Annotated in this window: 16 protein-coding genes and 2 pseudogenes; 10 read left to right on the forward strand and 8 right to left on the reverse strand. The window is 56.4% G+C overall.

The features are described 5' to 3' along the window. Positions 1-178 precede the first annotated feature (178 nt). The 3 genes from I6L37_RS14845 to I6L37_RS14855 all read right to left on the reverse strand — a co-directional run bounded on the left by I6L37_RS14845 (position 179) and on the right by I6L37_RS14855 (position 2,491). Positions 179-1,132: a LysR family transcriptional regulator gene (locus I6L37_RS14845; protein ID WP_047389874.1), complete on the reverse strand. Its 954-nt coding sequence runs from the start codon at positions 1,130-1,132 to the stop codon at positions 179-181. A 262-nt stretch (positions 1,133-1,394) separates the two neighbouring features. Next, a complete protein-coding gene (locus I6L37_RS14850) occupies positions 1,395-2,099 on the reverse strand; it encodes an IS6-like element IS26 family transposase (protein ID WP_001067855.1) in 705 nt (234 codons plus the stop codon). Between the two features lie 11 nt (positions 2,100-2,110). Continuing rightward, positions 2,111-2,491, reverse strand: coding sequence for a hypothetical protein (locus I6L37_RS14855; protein WP_216992237.1), 381 nt, complete (start codon positions 2,489-2,491; stop codon positions 2,111-2,113). A gap of 286 nt (positions 2,492-2,777) precedes the next feature. On the opposite strand from I6L37_RS14855, the gene I6L37_RS14860 reads away from it, so the two are divergent. Beyond that, positions 2,778-3,059 (forward strand): Arm DNA-binding domain-containing protein, encoded by a 282-nt coding sequence (locus tag I6L37_RS14860; protein WP_153646297.1) that lies wholly within the window; start codon positions 2,778-2,780, stop codon positions 3,057-3,059. A gap of 15 nt (positions 3,060-3,074) precedes the next feature. Here I6L37_RS14860 and I6L37_RS14865 read toward each other — a convergent pair whose 3' ends face one another. The 4 genes from I6L37_RS14865 to I6L37_RS14880 all read right to left on the reverse strand — a co-directional run bounded on the left by I6L37_RS14865 (position 3,075) and on the right by I6L37_RS14880 (position 6,734). Then, positions 3,075-3,839 carry an IclR family transcriptional regulator gene (locus I6L37_RS14865; RefSeq protein WP_016153312.1) on the reverse strand — a complete coding sequence of 255 codons (765 nt, stop codon included), beginning with the start codon at positions 3,837-3,839 and terminating at the stop codon, positions 3,075-3,077. Between the two features lie 155 nt (positions 3,840-3,994). After that, complete coding sequence (locus I6L37_RS14870; protein WP_216992238.1) at positions 3,995-5,506, reverse strand: tripartite tricarboxylate transporter permease; 1,512 nt, start codon at positions 5,504-5,506, stop codon at positions 3,995-3,997. Between the two features lie 2 nt (positions 5,507-5,508). Then, positions 5,509-6,048 (reverse strand): tripartite tricarboxylate transporter TctB family protein, encoded by a 540-nt coding sequence (locus tag I6L37_RS14875; RefSeq protein WP_200012602.1) that lies wholly within the window; start codon positions 6,046-6,048, stop codon positions 5,509-5,511. A gap of 53 nt (positions 6,049-6,101) precedes the next feature. Beyond that, complete coding sequence (locus I6L37_RS14880; protein WP_302056792.1) at positions 6,102-6,734, reverse strand: tripartite tricarboxylate transporter substrate binding protein; 633 nt, start codon at positions 6,732-6,734, stop codon at positions 6,102-6,104. A gap of 58 nt (positions 6,735-6,792) precedes the next feature. On the opposite strand from I6L37_RS14880, the pseudogene I6L37_RS14885 reads away from it, so the two are divergent. Together I6L37_RS14885 and I6L37_RS14890 are read left to right on the forward strand one after the other, a co-directional pair. Continuing rightward, positions 6,793-7,080 (forward strand): annotated as a pseudogene (locus I6L37_RS14885) (IS6-like element IS26 family transposase); the annotation flags it as partial. Between the two features lie 63 nt (positions 7,081-7,143). Further along, positions 7,144-7,848, forward strand: a complete 705-nt coding sequence (locus I6L37_RS14890; protein WP_001067855.1) for an IS6-like element IS26 family transposase — start codon at positions 7,144-7,146, stop codon at positions 7,846-7,848. Positions 7,849-7,881: 33 nt separating this feature from the next. Here the strand turns inward: I6L37_RS14890 and I6L37_RS14895 are convergent, their stop codons facing one another. Beyond that, complete coding sequence (locus tag I6L37_RS14895; protein ID WP_216992240.1) at positions 7,882-8,136, reverse strand: DNA-binding protein; 255 nt, start codon at positions 8,134-8,136, stop codon at positions 7,882-7,884. Between the two features lie 1,184 nt (positions 8,137-9,320). Between I6L37_RS14895 and I6L37_RS14900 the strand changes: the two are divergent. From I6L37_RS14900 to I6L37_RS14930, 7 genes and pseudogenes are all read left to right on the forward strand, one after another. Then, positions 9,321-9,581, forward strand: a pseudogene (locus I6L37_RS14900) (hydrogenase 2 small subunit); the annotation flags it as partial. Positions 9,582-9,583: 2 nt separating this feature from the next. Next, positions 9,584-10,609 (forward strand): hydrogenase 2 operon protein HybA, encoded by a 1,026-nt coding sequence (gene hybA, locus I6L37_RS14905; protein WP_216992241.1) that lies wholly within the window; start codon positions 9,584-9,586, stop codon positions 10,607-10,609. After that, positions 10,602-11,789, forward strand: a complete 1,188-nt coding sequence (gene hybB / locus I6L37_RS14910) for a Ni/Fe-hydrogenase cytochrome b subunit (protein ID WP_026457707.1) — start codon at positions 10,602-10,604, stop codon at positions 11,787-11,789. The genes hybA and hybB overlap by 8 nt, the downstream gene beginning before the upstream one ends. Further along, on the forward strand, positions 11,786-13,489 hold the full coding sequence (hybC, locus tag I6L37_RS14915) for a hydrogenase 2 large subunit (RefSeq protein WP_216992242.1): 1,704 nt from the start codon (positions 11,786-11,788) through the stop codon (positions 13,487-13,489). The genes hybB and hybC overlap by 4 nt, the downstream gene beginning before the upstream one ends. Beyond that, positions 13,489-14,019, forward strand: a complete 531-nt coding sequence (locus tag I6L37_RS14920; RefSeq protein ID WP_026457706.1) for a HyaD/HybD family hydrogenase maturation endopeptidase — start codon at positions 13,489-13,491, stop codon at positions 14,017-14,019. Before hybC ends, I6L37_RS14920 begins: the two co-directional genes overlap by 1 nt. Beyond that, positions 14,001-14,534 (forward strand): hydrogenase-2 assembly chaperone, encoded by a 534-nt coding sequence (gene hybE / locus I6L37_RS14925; protein WP_216992243.1) that lies wholly within the window; start codon positions 14,001-14,003, stop codon positions 14,532-14,534. The genes I6L37_RS14920 and hybE overlap by 19 nt, the downstream gene beginning before the upstream one ends. A 108-nt stretch (positions 14,535-14,642) precedes the next feature. Beyond that, positions 14,643-16,253, forward strand: coding sequence for an ABC transporter substrate-binding protein (locus I6L37_RS14930; RefSeq protein WP_216992244.1), 1,611 nt, complete (start codon positions 14,643-14,645; stop codon positions 16,251-16,253). Positions 16,254-16,261: the final 8 nt, after the last annotated feature.

Consider the following 16,261-nt stretch of genomic DNA (forward strand, 5'->3'; position numbering starts at 1 on the left):
TATCAGACCTATAAGCTCAGTTTATAGATTGATGTCGATCACATTTATTATTTTCTCATTAATTTTAGAGAGTTAAATTTGATAGAGGCGTAAGCAATGTGTTCGGCTTATAGGCTGGTTTTTTTTCAAACATAAGCGTATGAGTCCTTGTTTTATCAAGGATAATGAACAATGCCACTTAGCGATGATTATGGAATATATTTTCCAGCAGCTCAGGAAAACTCCCCCACTCATTATCTGGAGTGTCATCATAAAGCAGTGAAATAAAGCCGAGGGCGGCGCGGGACAGTGAGTGCTCCCCCTGGTAAACAAGGTAGTAATCTACCGCGAGATTAAAACCTTTGACATGAAGTTCAACCAGCTCACCGCTGTTCAACTCATCGGATATCGCCAGATGAGGAATCACGGTTACGCCATAACCGCTGCCGATAAGCCGTTTAGTCGCCTCCAGATTAGAGAGCGTCACACGGTTTTGCGGAGCGGTGTTCGCTGAGTGACGTTTAAACCACGAATTTATTTTGGCTCTTATCCGTGTTCCTTTCTCACGCATAATGAAAGGTGATTGTAGTAATTCATCCGGACTCATATCCCGCCCGGCACATGTCGCCAGGGGGGAGTGCTTGCCCACCACTACTTTGTAGTTTTCCCGATGCAGAAATACCTGTTGTAACGGAGAGCGAATTACGGAACGTCCGGCAAAACCGATCTCAACCTCGCCGCTGGCGACCAGTTCCGCAATGTGGTGCGAGTTACCGGTCAGAATTTCCAGTTCAATTCCCGGAAAGCGTTCGTGGAAACGCTGAATAAAACGCGTGAGATAGTAAGTGCCCATCACGCCCGTCGCCCCGATGGTCAGACGGCCTACCTGTAGTTTACTGATGTCCTGAAACACGCTCTGTACTTCATCAAAAAGATGAAAAATACGCTGTGTGTATTCAAACAGGACTTCGCCTTCTTTGGTTAAACTAATTTGCCGACGGGAGCGATCGAATAATGACACCTTCAGATAGCTTTCCAGTGCCTGGATCTGCATGCTGATGGCGGGCTGAGATAAAAAGAGTGCCTGTGCGGCCTTAGTAAAACTGCCGCTGATAACAACCTGGTTGAACGTCTTAAAATGGTCAATATCCATATTTAGGTACCAGCGGTTAGAGGTGCGTTTAACGATTCTGAATATGAATATACCGAATTAACACAGAAAAAGCAGGGGAGCATCCGTTCGTTTTACTGGATGACGTATTCCGGAAACCGCATGAGAAAAGGTGATAATGCCTCGCTGTCTCTAAAAGCCGAAGCGCATCCACGCAAACAGGGCGTTACCATTGTTATACGTACCTGTTCCGGCACTGTTGCAAAGTTAGCGATGAGGCAGCCTTTTGTCTTATTCAAAGGCCTTACATTTCAAAAACTCTGCTTACCAGGCGCATTTCGCCCAGGGGATCACCATAATAAAATGCTGAGGCCTGGCCTTTGCGTAGTGCACGCATCACCTCAATACCTTTGATGGTGGCGTAAGCCGTCTTCATGGATTTAAATCCCAGCGTGGCGCCGATTATCCGTTTCAGTTTGCCATGATCGCATTCAATCACGTTGTTCCGGTACTTAATCTGTCGGTGTTCAACGTCAGACGGGCACCGGCCTTCGCGTTTGAGCAGAGCAAGCGCGCGACCATAGGCGGGCGCTTTATCCGTGTTGATGAATCGCGGGATCTGCCACTTCTTCACGTTGTTGAGGATTTTACCCAGAAACCGGTATGCAGCTTTGCTGTTACGACGGGAGGAGAGATAAAAATCGACAGTGCGGCCCCGGCTGTCGACGGCCCGGTACAGATACGCCCAGCGGCCATTGACCTTCACGTAGGTTTCATCCATGTGCCACGGGCAAAGATCGGAAGGGTTACGCCAGTACCAGCGCAGCCGTTTTTCCATTTCAGGCGCATAACGCTGAACCCAGCGGTAAATCGTGGAGTGATCGACATTCACTCCGCGTTCAGCCAGCATCTCCTGCAGCTCACGGTAACTGATGCCGTATTTGCAGTACCAGCGTACGGCCCACAGAATGATGTCACGCTGAAAATGCCGGCCTTTGAATGGGTTCATGTGCAGCTCCATCAGCAAAAGGGGATGATAAGTTTATCACCACCGACTATTTGCAACAGTGCCTTCTTCTGTGCCCGTGCTGTCCGGGTATCGCCGAAGAGCATAAAGGTCATTAATTCACGCTGCTGCTCAGAGTTAAGGGCGTTCAGATATTTGGTGCACAATGTTTGATAGGTGATGATGCGACGATCGAGTTCGTCAACCCAGGCGGTCAGCTCGTCACGCTGCGCGGGTGAAAGCTCAGCCATTTCCTGCTGACCGAAAAGTGTTGTTCTCAGCGCCTGAAGCCCGGCGAGATACTGCTGCTCCAGAGGAATCACACGCTGAGCAAAGCATTCATCCAGGGAGGTTTTCGTTTCCAGCGCGATATTCTGATAAACAGGTTGACTCATTTTTTCCTCCCGCACGCGTGGTGCTATCAGATAAGACCAGAATTGCAGCCAGGATGAGTGCGATCCCGCGTCTTAATTTAAGCTAACATAATAAATTATAAACAAAAAATCTATTCTGCTTATCTGAATGATAACCTGCTCTTATAGTTCACCTTAGTTTCTTTGCGTCAAAAATAGATTGACCGCCAGGCCTTGCAGGCTGCTACACACACCGTTTTCCACGTTGCCGCTGTGTCTGGTCCTTCTTTTTCGATTAGTTTTCCACGTCCGACGATAAAGCATTTGCTTGTTCATAATCGATTCTGTCGATCGTGCCGATCGGTTTTATTCATTATTCCTGTCCGCTATTGGCGTTTACCCCGATGTTTCTCTGGCTGAAGCCAGAAGTCAGCGTCAGGAGGCTAAAAGGACATTCGCGGCTGGCAACGATCCTTCTCTTGCACGAAAAAGAGTGTGTTTTCGAACCTGCATGTTGGAGAACCCGGCAGTGGAGCACTCTACTCGCGGGACAGCAACAGACGACATAGCTGCAATCGATATGTCGCCCGTTAACACTCAAGGATGTTGACATTAAGCGGTGGGATTACGGGGTAAAAGAAGGGGCGCGCCAGCCCAGTTCCTGCGATATTTTTTTAGCGCACTCTTTGACGTGAGGGACGAGTTCTTGCATGCGTGCGTCCGGCATATAGATGACCGTGCTGGCGACGGAGATGGCCGCGACCACATGGTTTCCGGCATCGTAAACCGGAGCCGCCACGCAGCGAATCGTCGGCTCATTTTCTTCAAGATCGAACGCGAAGCCTGCGTCGGCGTAGCCGCGCATTCGGCCGAGGAAGTCCGGGAGATGACATAATTCGCCATGGGCTAAAAAAAGCTGACGCCATTCGGATTCATCCGCGTCGAGTAACAGCGCTTTGCCAATGCCGGTCAGCACCAGCGGCATGCGATGCCCAATACGCGAGCGCATTTCCAGTCCCTGTTGGCCAGGAATTTTATCGATATACAGGACTTCCGCGCCTTCCCGTTGCCCCAGATGAACCGTGTCGCGGGTAAAATCCGCCAGCTGTTGCAGGAAGGGGCGCGCCAGAGGATAAAGCGGCGTATTTTCCAGTGAACGGGTGCCGAGCTCAATTAAGCGTGGGCCGAGCGCATAGCCATCGTGGTGAGTGAAGCGAAGAAAACGCTGTTGTACCAGCGCGCTGAGCAGCCGATGGGTCGTGCTTTTACTGGTTCCGGTAAACTCGCCGACGCTGCGTAAATCCCGACATCCTGACGCGACGGCATCAATAACAGCAAGACCGCGCAGTAGGGTTTGTACTCCCGTAATTTCGGTAGGTTGAGCATCCATAATTCACCCTGATACAGTGGTCATATTCATGTTTAAGATCAGTACGATAACAATAACCGATTCTGTGCGATAAAAATGTAACCGCGCCGTGATTTCGCCACCGCGGGCAGAAATTCCGTGTAACAGTGACGGATTTTCTGCCCGTTTCTGCTCATTCAGGAGAGCAAATGATTTTTACGTGCGCGTCTTGCGGCTATGGCCTTGCGTACCATTGGGCCAAACAGAGTCAGCATCGCCAATAGCAGGAGCGTGGCGGTGATGGGACGGGTATAAATGAAATCAAAACTCCCGTTGGACAGCGACATCGCGCGACGGAAGTTACTTTCCGCCATCGGCCCCATGATGAGTGCCAGCACGACAGGAGATGCAGGGAAACCGCCTTTTTGCATGAAATAGCCGATCACGCCCGCGACCAGCATAATGCCGACGTCAAACATGCTGTTGTTCAGAGCATAGGTGCCGACGATACACAGTGCAAGGATCAGCGGAGTCAGGACGCTCTTGGGAATGTTGATCATTTTGGCGATGAAACGAACGGAAACCAGGCCAAGAATAAGCAGCATCAGATAGCAAAACAGCATTCCGACAAACAGCATATAGACCGTATCGCTGTGTTCGGTAAATAGTCGAGGCCCGGGCTGCATTCCCTGTAGCGTCAGCGCGCCCAGCATTACCGCCGTCGTGGCGTCACCAGGAATTCCCAGCGTCAGCATAGGTAACAGCGCGCCGCCCGTGCAGCCATTAGCGCCTGCTTCACAGGCCGAAACCGCTTTGAGTTCACCCTTGCCAAACTGATCTTCCGGCCTGGCAAAGCGCTTCGCTTCATTGTAAGAAACGAAAGCGGCAATATCCGCCCCTGCGCCGGGAATCATGCCAATAAACACGCCCAGACCGGAGGAGCGCAGCAGTGTGACAATCAGACGTTTGAACGTAGACCACGGCGGAATGATTCGACCAATAGCGTACTGCACCGTCTTGCTCACTACCTCGTCTTTTTCCAGCGACTTAAGCACTTCTGCAGTGGCGAACATGCCAATCATCACCGGGATAAAAGGCACATTCATCAGCTCGACAAAACCGCCGGTGAAACGCGGAAATCCGCCCATCGGATCGAGGCCAATGGTCGCGACCAGCAAACCACCAACGCCAGCGATCAGCCCCTTAATCAACGATTCACCGGAAATACTGGCAATAATACTTAAGCCGAAAACGGCCAGCGCAAACGTCTCTGCGGCGCTGAATTTTAGCGCCACCTCGGCCAGAATCGGCGAGAGGAACATCAGCACGATTATGCTGAGGGTGCCGCCGAAAAAAGAGGAGAAAGTCGCCGTGCCCAGCGCCACACCGGCCTGACCTTTTTTCGTCAGTTCATAGCCGTCAATCGCCGTTGCCGCGGCGGCTGGCGTGCCGGGGATCCGGAGCAGAATGGCAATAATCGAACCACCATAAACGCCACCAAAAAAGACGCCGGAGATAATCAGTAAGCCAGAAATCGGATCCATGCCGTAGGTAAAAGGCAGCATTACGGCAACGCTCATGGTGACAGTCAGGCCCGGTAACGCGCCCACCAGGATGCCAAGCCAGACGCCAATCATTGAAAATAAAATGGCTTCCGGGTGGGCCAGCAAGCTATTTACGCCGCCGAGAATAAGATCAAATTGGGACATAATTACTCCAGAGTCAGCGATTCCAGGAGGCTGCTTTCCGGCAGCGGAACGTTCAGCGCCAGCGAAAAGAGGATATACAGCGTAATGGAGAGAACGATGGCCAGCAGCCCATTAACCCACCAGCGTTGGATACCGGAGATTTTCATAATCAGCATCATAAAAAGTACCGTTGCGACCAGGTAGCCAAAAAGCTGCATGGCGTAGAGGTATGCCACGCAGGTGACGACGGTACAAAACGGCCCCGTCCAGCGTCCAAACCCCTGAGTGGGGCGAGAGGGTAGAACCATCAGCTGGCGTAGCGTGGTACCAGAGAACTGACCAGCAATTAAGATCAACGAGAGAATAATCAGCAACCAGCTATAAACCGATGGAAATGCGCCCGCCCCGATATCCGTAGAAATGGACGTTGCAGGAAAGCTTTTGGCAATCGCCAGCACCACTACGGCGATCAGACACAGCAGCAGAGCGACCAAAATGTAGCATTGTCGTTCTGCCGTAGACGCTGGCGGCGGCGTTGTCGGAGTTAACGGATTTTCAACCATAAACGACTCCCATGAGGACTATCCGGCCAGAAGGGGCTGGCCGGACGTCACCGTTATTTTTGACCGAGGCCCAGTTTTTCGATGGTGACGGAGAAATCGCGCTGCTGCTCTTCAAGCAATGCCTGGAATTCAGCACGATCGAGCCAGACATAGTTGAGGCGCATTTTGGCTAACGCTTCCTTGAAAGAGGGTTCATCGGCAGTGGCGGCGATAGCGGTGGTCAGAAAATCGATCACGTTTTGCGGGGTTTTGCTGGAGATAACCAGCCCACGCCATGCGCCGATCGACAGATCGATGTTTTTTTCCTGAAGCGTGGGGACGTCAGGCATGTTGGCGTCACGTTGAGTGCTCATTACGGCCAGTGTTTTCAGCTTGCCATCCTCAACCTGGTTGAGGACTTCCGCAGTGCTCACCGTAACGGCTTCAATGTGCCCGCCTAAAAGCGCGGTGACGGCTGGCGTCGCGCCATCGAAAGGAACGTGGTTGAAGGTCACGCCGGTTTTATCTTCCAGCGACGCGGCTGCCAGATGCCAGATTGCGCCCGTTCCTGAGTTGCCTACCCTGACCTGGCCCGGATTCTCTTTCGCCCAGGCGAGGAACTCTTCCAGCGTATTCCATGGTGCGTCGATTTTAACGGTCACGGCGCTGGGTTCCATATTGAACAGACCCAGTGGAGTAAAGGGCACTGTTGCAAATAGTCGGTGGTGATAAACTTATCATCCCCTTTTGCTGATGGAGCTGCACATGAACCCATTCAAAGGCCGGCATTTTCAGCGTGACATCATTCTGTGGGCCGTACGCTGGTACTGCAAATACGGCATCAGTTACCGTGAGCTGCAGGAGATGCTGGCTGAACGCGGAGTGAATGTCGATCACTCCACGATTTACCGCTGGGTTCAGCGTTATGCGCCTGAAATGGAAAAACGGCTGCGCTGGTACTGGCGTAACCCTTCCGATCTTTGCCCGTGGCACATGGATGAAACCTACGTGAAGGTCAATGGCCGCTGGGCGTATCTGTACCGGGCCGTCGACGGCACTGTTGCAAATAGTCGGTGGTGATAAACTTATCATCCCCTTTTGCTGATGGAGCTGCACATGAACCCATTCAAAGGCCGGCATTTTCAGCGTGACATCATTCTGTGGGCCGTACGCTGGTACTGCAAATACGGCATCAGTTACCGTGAGCTGCAGGAGATGCTGGCTGAACGCGGAGTGAATGTCGATCACTCCACGATTTACCGCTGGGTTCAGCGTTATGCGCCTGAAATGGAAAAACGGCTGCGCTGGTACTGGCGTAACCCTTCCGATCTTTGCCCGTGGCACATGGATGAAACCTACGTGAAGGTCAATGGCCGCTGGGCGTATCTGTACCGGGCCGTCGACAGCCGGGGCCGCACTGTCGATTTTTATCTCTCCTCCCGTCGTAACAGCAAAGCTGCATACCGGTTTCTGGGTAAAATCCTCAACAACGTGAAGAAGTGGCAGATCCCGCGATTCATCAACACGGATAAAGCGCCCGCCTATGGTCGCGCGCTTGCTCTGCTCAAACGCGAAGGCCGGTGCCCGTCTGACGTTGAACACCGACAGATTAAGTACCGGAACAACGTGATTGAATGCGATCATGGCAAACTGAAACGGATAATCGGCGCCACGCTGGGATTTAAATCCATGAAGACGGCTTACGCCACCATCAAAGGTATTGAGGTGATGCGTGCACTACGCAAAGGCCAGGCCTCAGCATTTTATTATGGTGATCCCCTGGGCGAAATGCGCCTGGTAAGCAGAGTTTTTGAAATGTAAGGCCTTTGAATAAGACAAAAGGCTGCCTCATCGCTAACTTTGCAACAGTGCCGCAAGCAGTGCTTTTTGGGCATGAATAGGGAGCAGATCGGCGCGGTATTCGATGGCCTTACCTTGAACACCGATCTTTGGTCGAATCGCAAGAGGATCGCGCAAGCTGGCTTTGTTGAGATTCTTACGCACACCTTGTGGCGTAGTAGGCATTCCAGGCAGATTTAAGCTAAGAATTTCATAAGCAGTCAGCCAGATTTGGCTAACAGAATAGAGATCAGATGATGATCCGGCCATGGTGGGCCTCCTTGGATAGTATGACTATCACCGGCAGGAGGGTCGTAATCTCGCTGGCGGTGAGCTGAACAGGGTTACGACCACCGCTCCAAGGATACGGCCCAGCTTGCGCTGGCCCCATCCAGCCCACCATAACAAGGCTAGATTTGTGCACAAAAAAACACGCTTGACGCGTGCTGTGCGTCTTGGATTATACGGGGGTCGTAGTCCCGACTCCAGTTTTTTGCTGGAGCATTTAAAGGCTATCCTGAGCTGTTTTTCTTGTCAACAGCAATGATCAAAACACTAGGATTTGAAGATTAATAAACGCACACAACGCCGCTTTAGAAGTAAACCTTGGCCCCCTTCATGGTTTACTTCAAAAATACAACACGGCAACCTTAACAACATGAAAAATAAAGAAATAAACCGTAAAACCTTGATGTAAACTTGGTTTACATCAAGCCTTGCGCAAGGAAAACAGAATAAAACTCGATTGAGCCCAACTAAAGAGAACAATGCAAGCCATCGCCGTTCCTTTGCACATAACCAATCAAGAGCGAACACAACCAATATAAGCTATTGATTTAAAATGAAATACCATCAAAAGGAACGGAGATTGCAGGAAAAGGAACTGAGTTCCTTTTCCTGGTCGCCGCAAGCGAACAGAAAACGGGTCAACTCGGTGTGATAAAAATTCGCAATAGGCCCATCATGCGAATTTTTCCAGCCATAGGCAACAAAATAATTAAGTTGTTTATATTCAATGACTTATTGGCATTAATTCCTTGTTTCGCTGATTAAGTCGTTGCGCATTTTTCTGCGCAGCCAATAATACCACAAGCCTAGGCCACAGGCCGCCTTGCAGGGGTTCGCTGGGGGTCTTTCAAGGCCAGATGGCAGCATGCGCGGAGGCGGGTTTGCAAGCGGCGTTTAAAGCCTGTTTAAAGGCCAATTTAAAAAACAGCGAGTGATCAATCTACTCGCTATTTTCGGCCATTTTTTAGGAGCAGTGATCATATTCTCGATTGCTAATATACTCGCCGCCGCGCTCGCCAAAATCTCACCCATCCCACACCGTCAATCGCCAGCAAACCCGCGCCAATCCTCAAAACACGATTCCACTTATGCCGCAGGAATTCCACTTATTACCGGGGTCTATGGTGGATCCTTAAGAATGATCAATCTACTAGGGCCTATACAGCCACCCTTGCTACGGCTGCAACGAGCAGGGAGTGGGTTTTAGCAAGGGGATCTTCCAGCTCGCCAAGGTGGAAAATCCCACCCCGCGGGCAGAGAAGCCCGATGTGGCTATCCAGGAAGGGGGACATATCACCCCGACGGCCAGCGGTCTCATCGGTGGCGCCCTCGGGGTGCTGGTCGGGGTGAGTCTGATGACGGTGCGTGAACTCGGTCGCCAGCAGAAGCGCCACGAAGCCGGGCAGCGCCCATCACGGGAGGAGTAACCGTGAACAGACGCAATTTCCTCAAATTCGCCTCCGTCGGCGCACTGGCGGCGGGCACCACCGTTTCCGGCAACGCCCTGGCGGGCGCCCAGAACAACCCGCCCATACCCGGGGCGCTGGGCATGCTGTACGACTCCACCCTCTGCGTCGGTTGTCAGGCCTGCGTGGCGGAGTGTCAGCGCCTGAACGGCAACCCGGCCAATCCGGCCGGCGATCAGATCTGGTCCAACAACGACAAGCTGACCCCCTACACCAACAACATCATCCAGGTGTGGCGAAGTGGCACCGGCGAGCACAAGGATCTGCTGGTGGATGGCTACGCCTACATCAAGAAGCAGTGCATGCACTGCGTCGATCCCAACTGCGTCTCCGTCTGCCCGGTGCAGGCCCTGAAAAAGGATCCCAAGACCGGCATCGTCCACTACGACCCGGACGTCTGTACCGGTTGCCGCTACTGCATGGTGGGCTGCCCCTACGACGTACCCAAATACGAGTACGACAACCCCCTGGGCGCCATTCACAAGTGCGAGCTCTGCAACCAGAAGGGGCTTGAGCGGATCGATCAGGGCAAGCTGCCCGGCTGTGTCGAGGTGTGCCCCACCGGCGCCGTTATCTTCGGTACCCGTGAAGAGCTGCTGGCCGAGGCCAAGCGCCGTCTGCTGGCGCCCCCCGGCAGCGAATACGCCTATCCACGCCAGACCCTGCAGGCCAATGACCCTTACCTGCACCAAGTGCCCAACTACCAGCCCTACGTCTATGGCGAGAAAGAGGGCGGTGGCACCCAGGTGCTGGTGCTGGCCGGCGTGCCCTACAGCAAGCTCGACATGCCCGATCTGCCGGAGCTCTCTTCCGGCGCCCGCTCCGAGCATATCCAGCACACCCTCTACAAGGGGATGGTGCTGCCCATGGTGGTGCTGACCGGCCTCTCGGTGCTGATCCGCCGCAATACCAAGAAGAACGGCCACGATCACCACCATGATGCAGGCCACGATCAGGGTAGTGACAAGGGAGGCAAGGATCATGAGTAATCACAAGGCGCATCCGCTCGGCGGCAAGCTGGTCAGCTGGCCGGTGCTGGTGCTCGCGCCCTTCGCCGTGCTGTGCGGCATGCTGATCTTGAAGCGACTGTTTTTCGGGCTGGGCTCGGTCACCGATCTCAACGGGGGCTACCCCTGGGGTCTGTGGATCTCCTTTGACCTGTTGATCGGCACCGGTTTCGCGTGTGGTGGCTGGGCACTGGCCTGGGCCGTCTACGTCTTCAACCGGGGCGAGTATCACCCCTTGGTGCGTCCGGCGCTGCTGGCGAGCCTCTTTGGTTACTCCCTGGGGGGGCTCTCCATCACCATCGACGTGGGTCGTTACTGGAACCTGCCGTACTTCTACCTGCCGGGTCACTTCAACACCTCCTCGGTGCTGTTCGAAACGGCGGTCTGCATGACCATCTACATCGGTGTGATGGCCCTGGAGTTCGCCCCCGTGCTGCTGGAGAAGTTCGGCTGGAAGACCTCCATGGCGCGGCTCAACAAGATCATGTTCTTCATCCTGGCGCTCGGGGCCCTGCTGCCCACCATGCACCAGTCCTCCATGGGCTCCCTGATGATAGTGGCGGGGGAGAAGATCCATCCGCTCTGGCAAAGCTACGAGCTGCTGCCGGTCTTCTCCTTGTTGACCGCCTTCATCATGGGCTTCTCCATCGTGGTGTTTGAGGGATCCCTAGTGCAGGCGGGACTGGCGGGGCGCGGCCCCAACGAGAAGCCGCTCTTCTACAAACTGACCCAGGTGATCGACATCTTCCTGATCCTGTTTGTGGCCCTGCGCTTTGCGGAGATCGTCATCCACGACAAGTCGGAGTACCTCTCCGAGTGGAGCCGCTACTCCATCATGTTCTGGAGCGAGATTGCGCTGATGATCTTCCCGCTGCTGGTGTTCCACTGGGACAAGAGCCGCCGCGACTCGCGCATGTTGTTCCTGGGGGCACTCAGCATGTTGCTGGGCTCGGCCCTCTGGCGACTGGATTACTCCCTGCTCGCCTTCAACCCCGGCAATGGCTATCACTACTTCCCCAGCACCGAGGAGGTGCTGATCTCCCTTGGCTTCGTTGCCATCGAAGTGTGTGCCTATTTGCTGCTGATCCGGCTGTTGCCGGTACTGCCATCACTTGAACGTGTTCACCAAGATTATCAGGCCCGAGGGAAAGCCAACGTATGAGCCAACGTATCACCATAGACCCCATCACCCGCATCGAGGGGCACCTGCGTATCGACTGTGAAATCGAAGGCGGAAAAGTGACCAAAGCCTGGTCATCCGGCACCATGTGGCGCGGGATGGAAGAGATCGTCAAGGGCAACGACCCGCGCGATGCCTGGATGATAGTGCAGCGCATTTGCGGGGTCTGTACCTCGATCCACGCCATCGCCTCGGTGCGGGCGGTGGAGAATGCCATCGGCGCCAAGGTGCCGGTCAATGCCCAGTACATCCGCAACCTCATCATCGCGGCCCACAACATTCACGACCATATCGTCCACTTCTACCAGCTCTCGGCGCTGGACTGGGTGGACATCACCGCGGCCCTGCAGGCCAACCCGCAGAAGGCGGCGGACATGCTCAAGGGGGTATCGACCTGGTCCCTCAACAGCGCCGATGAGCTGACCAAGGTGCAGGACAAGATCCGCGCCCTGGTGGCGAGCGGCCAGCTCGGCATCTTCGCCAACGGCTACTGGGGTCACAAGGAGATGAAACTGAGCCCGGAGGTGAACCTCATCGCCGTGGCCCACTACCTGCAAGCCCTGGAGTGCCAGCGCGATGCCAACCGCATCGTCGCCATCCTGGGGGGCAAATCCCCCCACATCCAGAACCTGGCGGTGGGTGGTGTTGCCAACCCCATCAACCTGGATGCACCGAGCGTGCTCAACCTCGAGCGCCTCATGTATGTGAAGAGTTTCATCGATCGCCTCGGCGAGTTTATCGAGCAGGTCTACAAGGTGGATGCTGCCATCATCGCCGCCCACTATCCCGAGTGGCTGACCCTGGGGCAGGGGGCCAAGCACTACCTGAGCGTGCCGGAGCTGCCCACCGACGGCAACGGCGGCAGCTTCCTGATGCCGGGCGGCTACATCGAGAACGGCGATCTGGCGAACTATCGTCCCATCGAGAGTCACCAGGATGCCTGGCTGATGGACGGCATCGCCGAGAGCAACAAGCACGCCTGGTACAAGGATGACGAACCCCTCAAGCCCTGGGAGGGCAAGACCGAGCCGAACTACACCGGCTGGCAGGATGACGGCAAGTACTCCTGGGTCAAATCCCCCACCTTCTACGGCAAGGTGGTGGAAGTAGGGCCGCTCGCAGACCTCCTGGTGAAACTCGCGGCCAAGCACCCGGATACGGTGGCGCATTTTGATCAGCTCAATGGTGTCTACAAGACCCTCACCGGGGCGGCCATCAAGCCCGAGCAACTGCACTCCACCATGGGCCGCATCATAGGCCGGGCGGTGCGCTGCTGCGTGCTCAAAGACACCCTGGCGCACCAGTGGCAGGCGCTGGTGGAGAACATCGGCAAGGGGGATTTCAGCGCCTACATCAAGGCGGAGATCCCGGCGGACAAGGAGTTCCGTGGCGTGGGCTTTGAAGAGGCCCCGCGTGGCATGCTTTCCCACTGGGTGGTCATCAAGGAGGGCAAGATCGCCAACTATCAGGCGGTGGTGCCTTCGACCTGGAACTCGGGTCCGCGCAACTTCAACGACGAACCCGGCCCCTACGAGCAGTCCCTGGTGGGCACCCCGGTGGCCGATCCCGCCAAGCCCCTCGAGGTGGTGCGTACCATCCACTCCTTTGACCCCTGCATGTCCTGCGCGGTCCACGTGGTGGATACCCAAAATGGCGACGTGACCCGGGTGAAGGTGCTGTGATGAATACCCTGATCCTGGGAGTGGGCAATCTGCTCTTGAGCGACGAGGCGGTGGGTGTGCGCATCGTCGAGGCGCTGGGACGCGAATACCGCTTCGCCCCCGGCATCGAGCTGCTCGACGGTGGCACCGCCGGCATGGAGCTGCTGGAGGCGATGGCGAGCCGCGATCACATCATACTGGCGGACGCGGTGCGAAGCGGTAATCCCCCCGGCACCGTCGTGACCCTGAAGGATGAGGAGATCCCGACCCTGTTTGGTCGCAAGATCTCCCCCCATCAGCTGGGGCTGGCGGACGTGCTCTCGGCGCTGCACATGACGGGGGAGTCGCCCAAGCGGCTCACCCTGATCGGGGTCGAACCCGAGTCCCTCGAACCCCATATCGGCCTCACCCCCGTGGTGGCGGCCGCGATGGAGGAGGCCAAGGGGCGGATTTTGACCCTGCTGGCCGAGCTCGGTACCCCGGCCATTCCACTGTCAGCACAAGAGAAAGCCGAACAGGCGCGGGAGGGGTTATGGCGCAGTCCCATTTAAGCGAGGCGCCCGCCGACGTGGCCGAGTTTGCCGGTTTTGCCGAAAACCCGGCTCCCTTGCTGGTGGCCCAGTACCAGCACATCGCCCGGGACGAGATGCAGACACTGCCCTTTTATCGCCAGGGCATACCGGTTGTGGCCGAGTGCGTGGCGTTTGAGGGGCAGTGGCTCGGCTGCGTGCTCACCCCCTGGATGCTGAGCGTGGTGGTACTGCCCGGGCCGGATCAACTCTGGCCGCTGCGCCCCGTCGCCTCGCGCCTGGCGCTGCAACTGCCCTGCGGCAACATGACCTTTATGGTGGGGGAGTTGCCCGAGACGGGGCAGCTGCTGGCCTGCTCGCTCATGTCCCCCCTCGATCCTCACCTGGGGGCCGAGGAGGGGCAGGCGCTGGTGAGCAGCACCCTCAAGATGCTGCTCTCGCTGCCGGTGCAACAGGGCGGTAGCGCCGTGGATCTGGGGCGCCGACGGCTGTTTGGTGGCCGGCGCCTGCCGGGTGCCGCTGGCGCCGAGCGTTAGGTCTCATCCGTCATCAGGTTTAGAATAGGGGCCGTTTTGGCCCCTCACTCGCATCTGTCGCCGGCGAATTGTTGTCCGCGATGAGTGACAAAACAGAGAAGGGATCACATGACAATGCAAGGTTATGGTCAGATCAGCGGTTTGCGTCGCGGCGCAGCCGCCCTGTTGGCCCTGTTGCTGGGGGTTGGCTATCAGGCCGTCCTGGCTGCCTCACAACCCGTCCCCGCCGAGCTCAAACTCGCCATCGGGGCTGAGCCAACCGAAGGGTTTGACCCCCTGCTCGGCTGGAGCCACGGCAGCTACCTGTTGCTGCACAGCCCGCTGCTCAAACAGAATGCGGACTTGAGCTGGCAGGGTGTGCTGACCGAGTCGGTGACCCCGAGCAAGGATGGCAAGGGGTGGCTCGTCACCTTGAAACCCAACTTGAAATTCTCCAACGGCGCGCCGCTCACCGCCGAGGACGTGGCCTTCACCTACAACAGCGCGGCCAAAGGCGGCGGCAAGATCGACATGGGCAACTTCGTTTCGGCCAAAGTGGTGTCGCCCACCCAGGTGGAGATTGCTTTGAGCGCCCCCCAGAGTACCTTCGTCAACGTGTTGGGCTCTTTGGGTATCGTGTCGAAGAAGGATTACGATCCCAAGGCTTACGCCCGCCATCCCGTCGGCGCCGGTCCCTACCGGCTGGTGAGCTTTTTGCCCGGCCAGCAGCTGGTGGTGGAGGCGAATCCCTATTACGCCGGTGGCAGCAATGATTTCAAACGGCTGGTGTTCGTCTTTATCGATGAAGAGAGCGCCTATGCCGCCGCCCGGAGCAGTCAGCTTGACCTGGTGCGCATCGCCCCGTCGCTGGCGCCCACCGTGCCCGACACCCTCAAACTCTGGGTGCGCCCGAGCGTGGAGAACCGCGGCATCGTCTTCCCCATTCCTCCTGCGGGTAGCAAGGATGCCAATGGCAACCCCGTCGGCAACGACGTGACCTCGGATGTGGCGGTGCGCCGCGCCATCAACTATGCCATTGATCGCCAGCTGCTCGCCGACCAGCTGCTGGAAGGGCACGCCATCCCTGCCTACAGCGCGGTGGAGGGGCTGCCCTGGCAGGGCAAGGCGACCGCTTTCAAGGATGGGGATGTCGCCCGTGCCAACGCCCTGCTGGACGAGGCGGGCTGGCAGGTAGGGGAAGACGGCATTCGCCGCAAGGGCTCCCAGCGCGCCGCCTTCACTCTCTGGTATACCAGCGGCGACAGCACCCGGCGGGATCTGGCCGAGGCGGTGCGGGCCATGCTCAAACCCATCGGCCTTGAGGTGAGCCTCAAGTCCGGCAGCTGGGAGCAGGTGGAGCGCGAGATGCACGCCAACCCAGTGCTGATGGGGTGGGGGAGCCTGGATCCCATGGAGCTCTATCACCACTACCAGAGCGCCTCTGCCGGGGTGGAGTTCTACAACCCGGGTTATTACCAAAATCCGGTGGTGGATGCTCATCTCAAGCAGGCGCTGGATGCCCCCGACTGGCAGGCGGCGGTGCCGTTCTGGCAGCAGGTGGAGTGGGATGGCAAAACCGGCGCCGGAGTGCAGGGGGATGCCGCCTGGGCCTGGCTGCTCAATGTGCAGCACACCTATCTGGCCAATAGTTGCATCGACCTTGGCAAGGGGGCGCCGGAGATCCACGGCAGCTGGTCTTTGCTGGGCAACCTGCAAGATTGGCGGTGGACGTGCCGCTAAGTTCGTTT

The organism is Aeromonas sp. FDAARGOS 1407 (genome assembly GCF_019048725.1).
GTDB lineage: Bacteria > Pseudomonadota > Gammaproteobacteria > Enterobacterales > Aeromonadaceae > Aeromonas > Aeromonas enteropelogenes.

Excerpts from the sequence above, each read along its gene's own strand:
- I6L37_RS14870 (WP_216992238.1), bottom strand. The coding sequence starts at position 5,506 with ATGTCCCAATTTGATCTTATTCTCGGCGGCGTAAATAGCTTGCTGGCC.
- hybE (WP_216992243.1), top strand. The coding sequence starts at position 14,001 with ATGGCGCAGTCCCATTTAAGCGAGGCGCCCGCCGACGTGGCCGAGTTT.
- I6L37_RS14875 (WP_200012602.1), bottom strand. The coding sequence starts at position 6,048 with ATGGTTGAAAATCCGTTAACTCCGACAACGCCGCCGCCAGCGTCTACG.
- I6L37_RS14850 (WP_001067855.1), bottom strand. The coding sequence starts at position 2,099 with ATGAACCCATTCAAAGGCCGGCATTTTCAGCGTGACATCATTCTGTGG.
- I6L37_RS14895 (WP_216992240.1), bottom strand. The coding sequence starts at position 8,136 with ATGGCCGGATCATCATCTGATCTCTATTCTGTTAGCCAAATCTGGCTG.
- I6L37_RS14930 (WP_216992244.1), top strand. The coding sequence starts at position 14,643 with ATGACAATGCAAGGTTATGGTCAGATCAGCGGTTTGCGTCGCGGCGCA.
- I6L37_RS14855 (WP_216992237.1), bottom strand. The coding sequence starts at position 2,491 with ATGAGTCAACCTGTTTATCAGAATATCGCGCTGGAAACGAAAACCTCC.
- I6L37_RS14865 (WP_016153312.1), bottom strand. The coding sequence starts at position 3,839 with ATGGATGCTCAACCTACCGAAATTACGGGAGTACAAACCCTACTGCGC.
- I6L37_RS14845 (WP_047389874.1), bottom strand. The coding sequence starts at position 1,132 with ATGGATATTGACCATTTTAAGACGTTCAACCAGGTTGTTATCAGCGGC.
- I6L37_RS14890 (WP_001067855.1), top strand. The coding sequence starts at position 7,144 with ATGAACCCATTCAAAGGCCGGCATTTTCAGCGTGACATCATTCTGTGG.
- hybB (WP_026457707.1), top strand. The coding sequence starts at position 10,602 with ATGAGTAATCACAAGGCGCATCCGCTCGGCGGCAAGCTGGTCAGCTGG.
- hybC (WP_216992242.1), top strand. The coding sequence starts at position 11,786 with ATGAGCCAACGTATCACCATAGACCCCATCACCCGCATCGAGGGGCAC.
- I6L37_RS14920 (WP_026457706.1), top strand. The coding sequence starts at position 13,489 with ATGAATACCCTGATCCTGGGAGTGGGCAATCTGCTCTTGAGCGACGAG.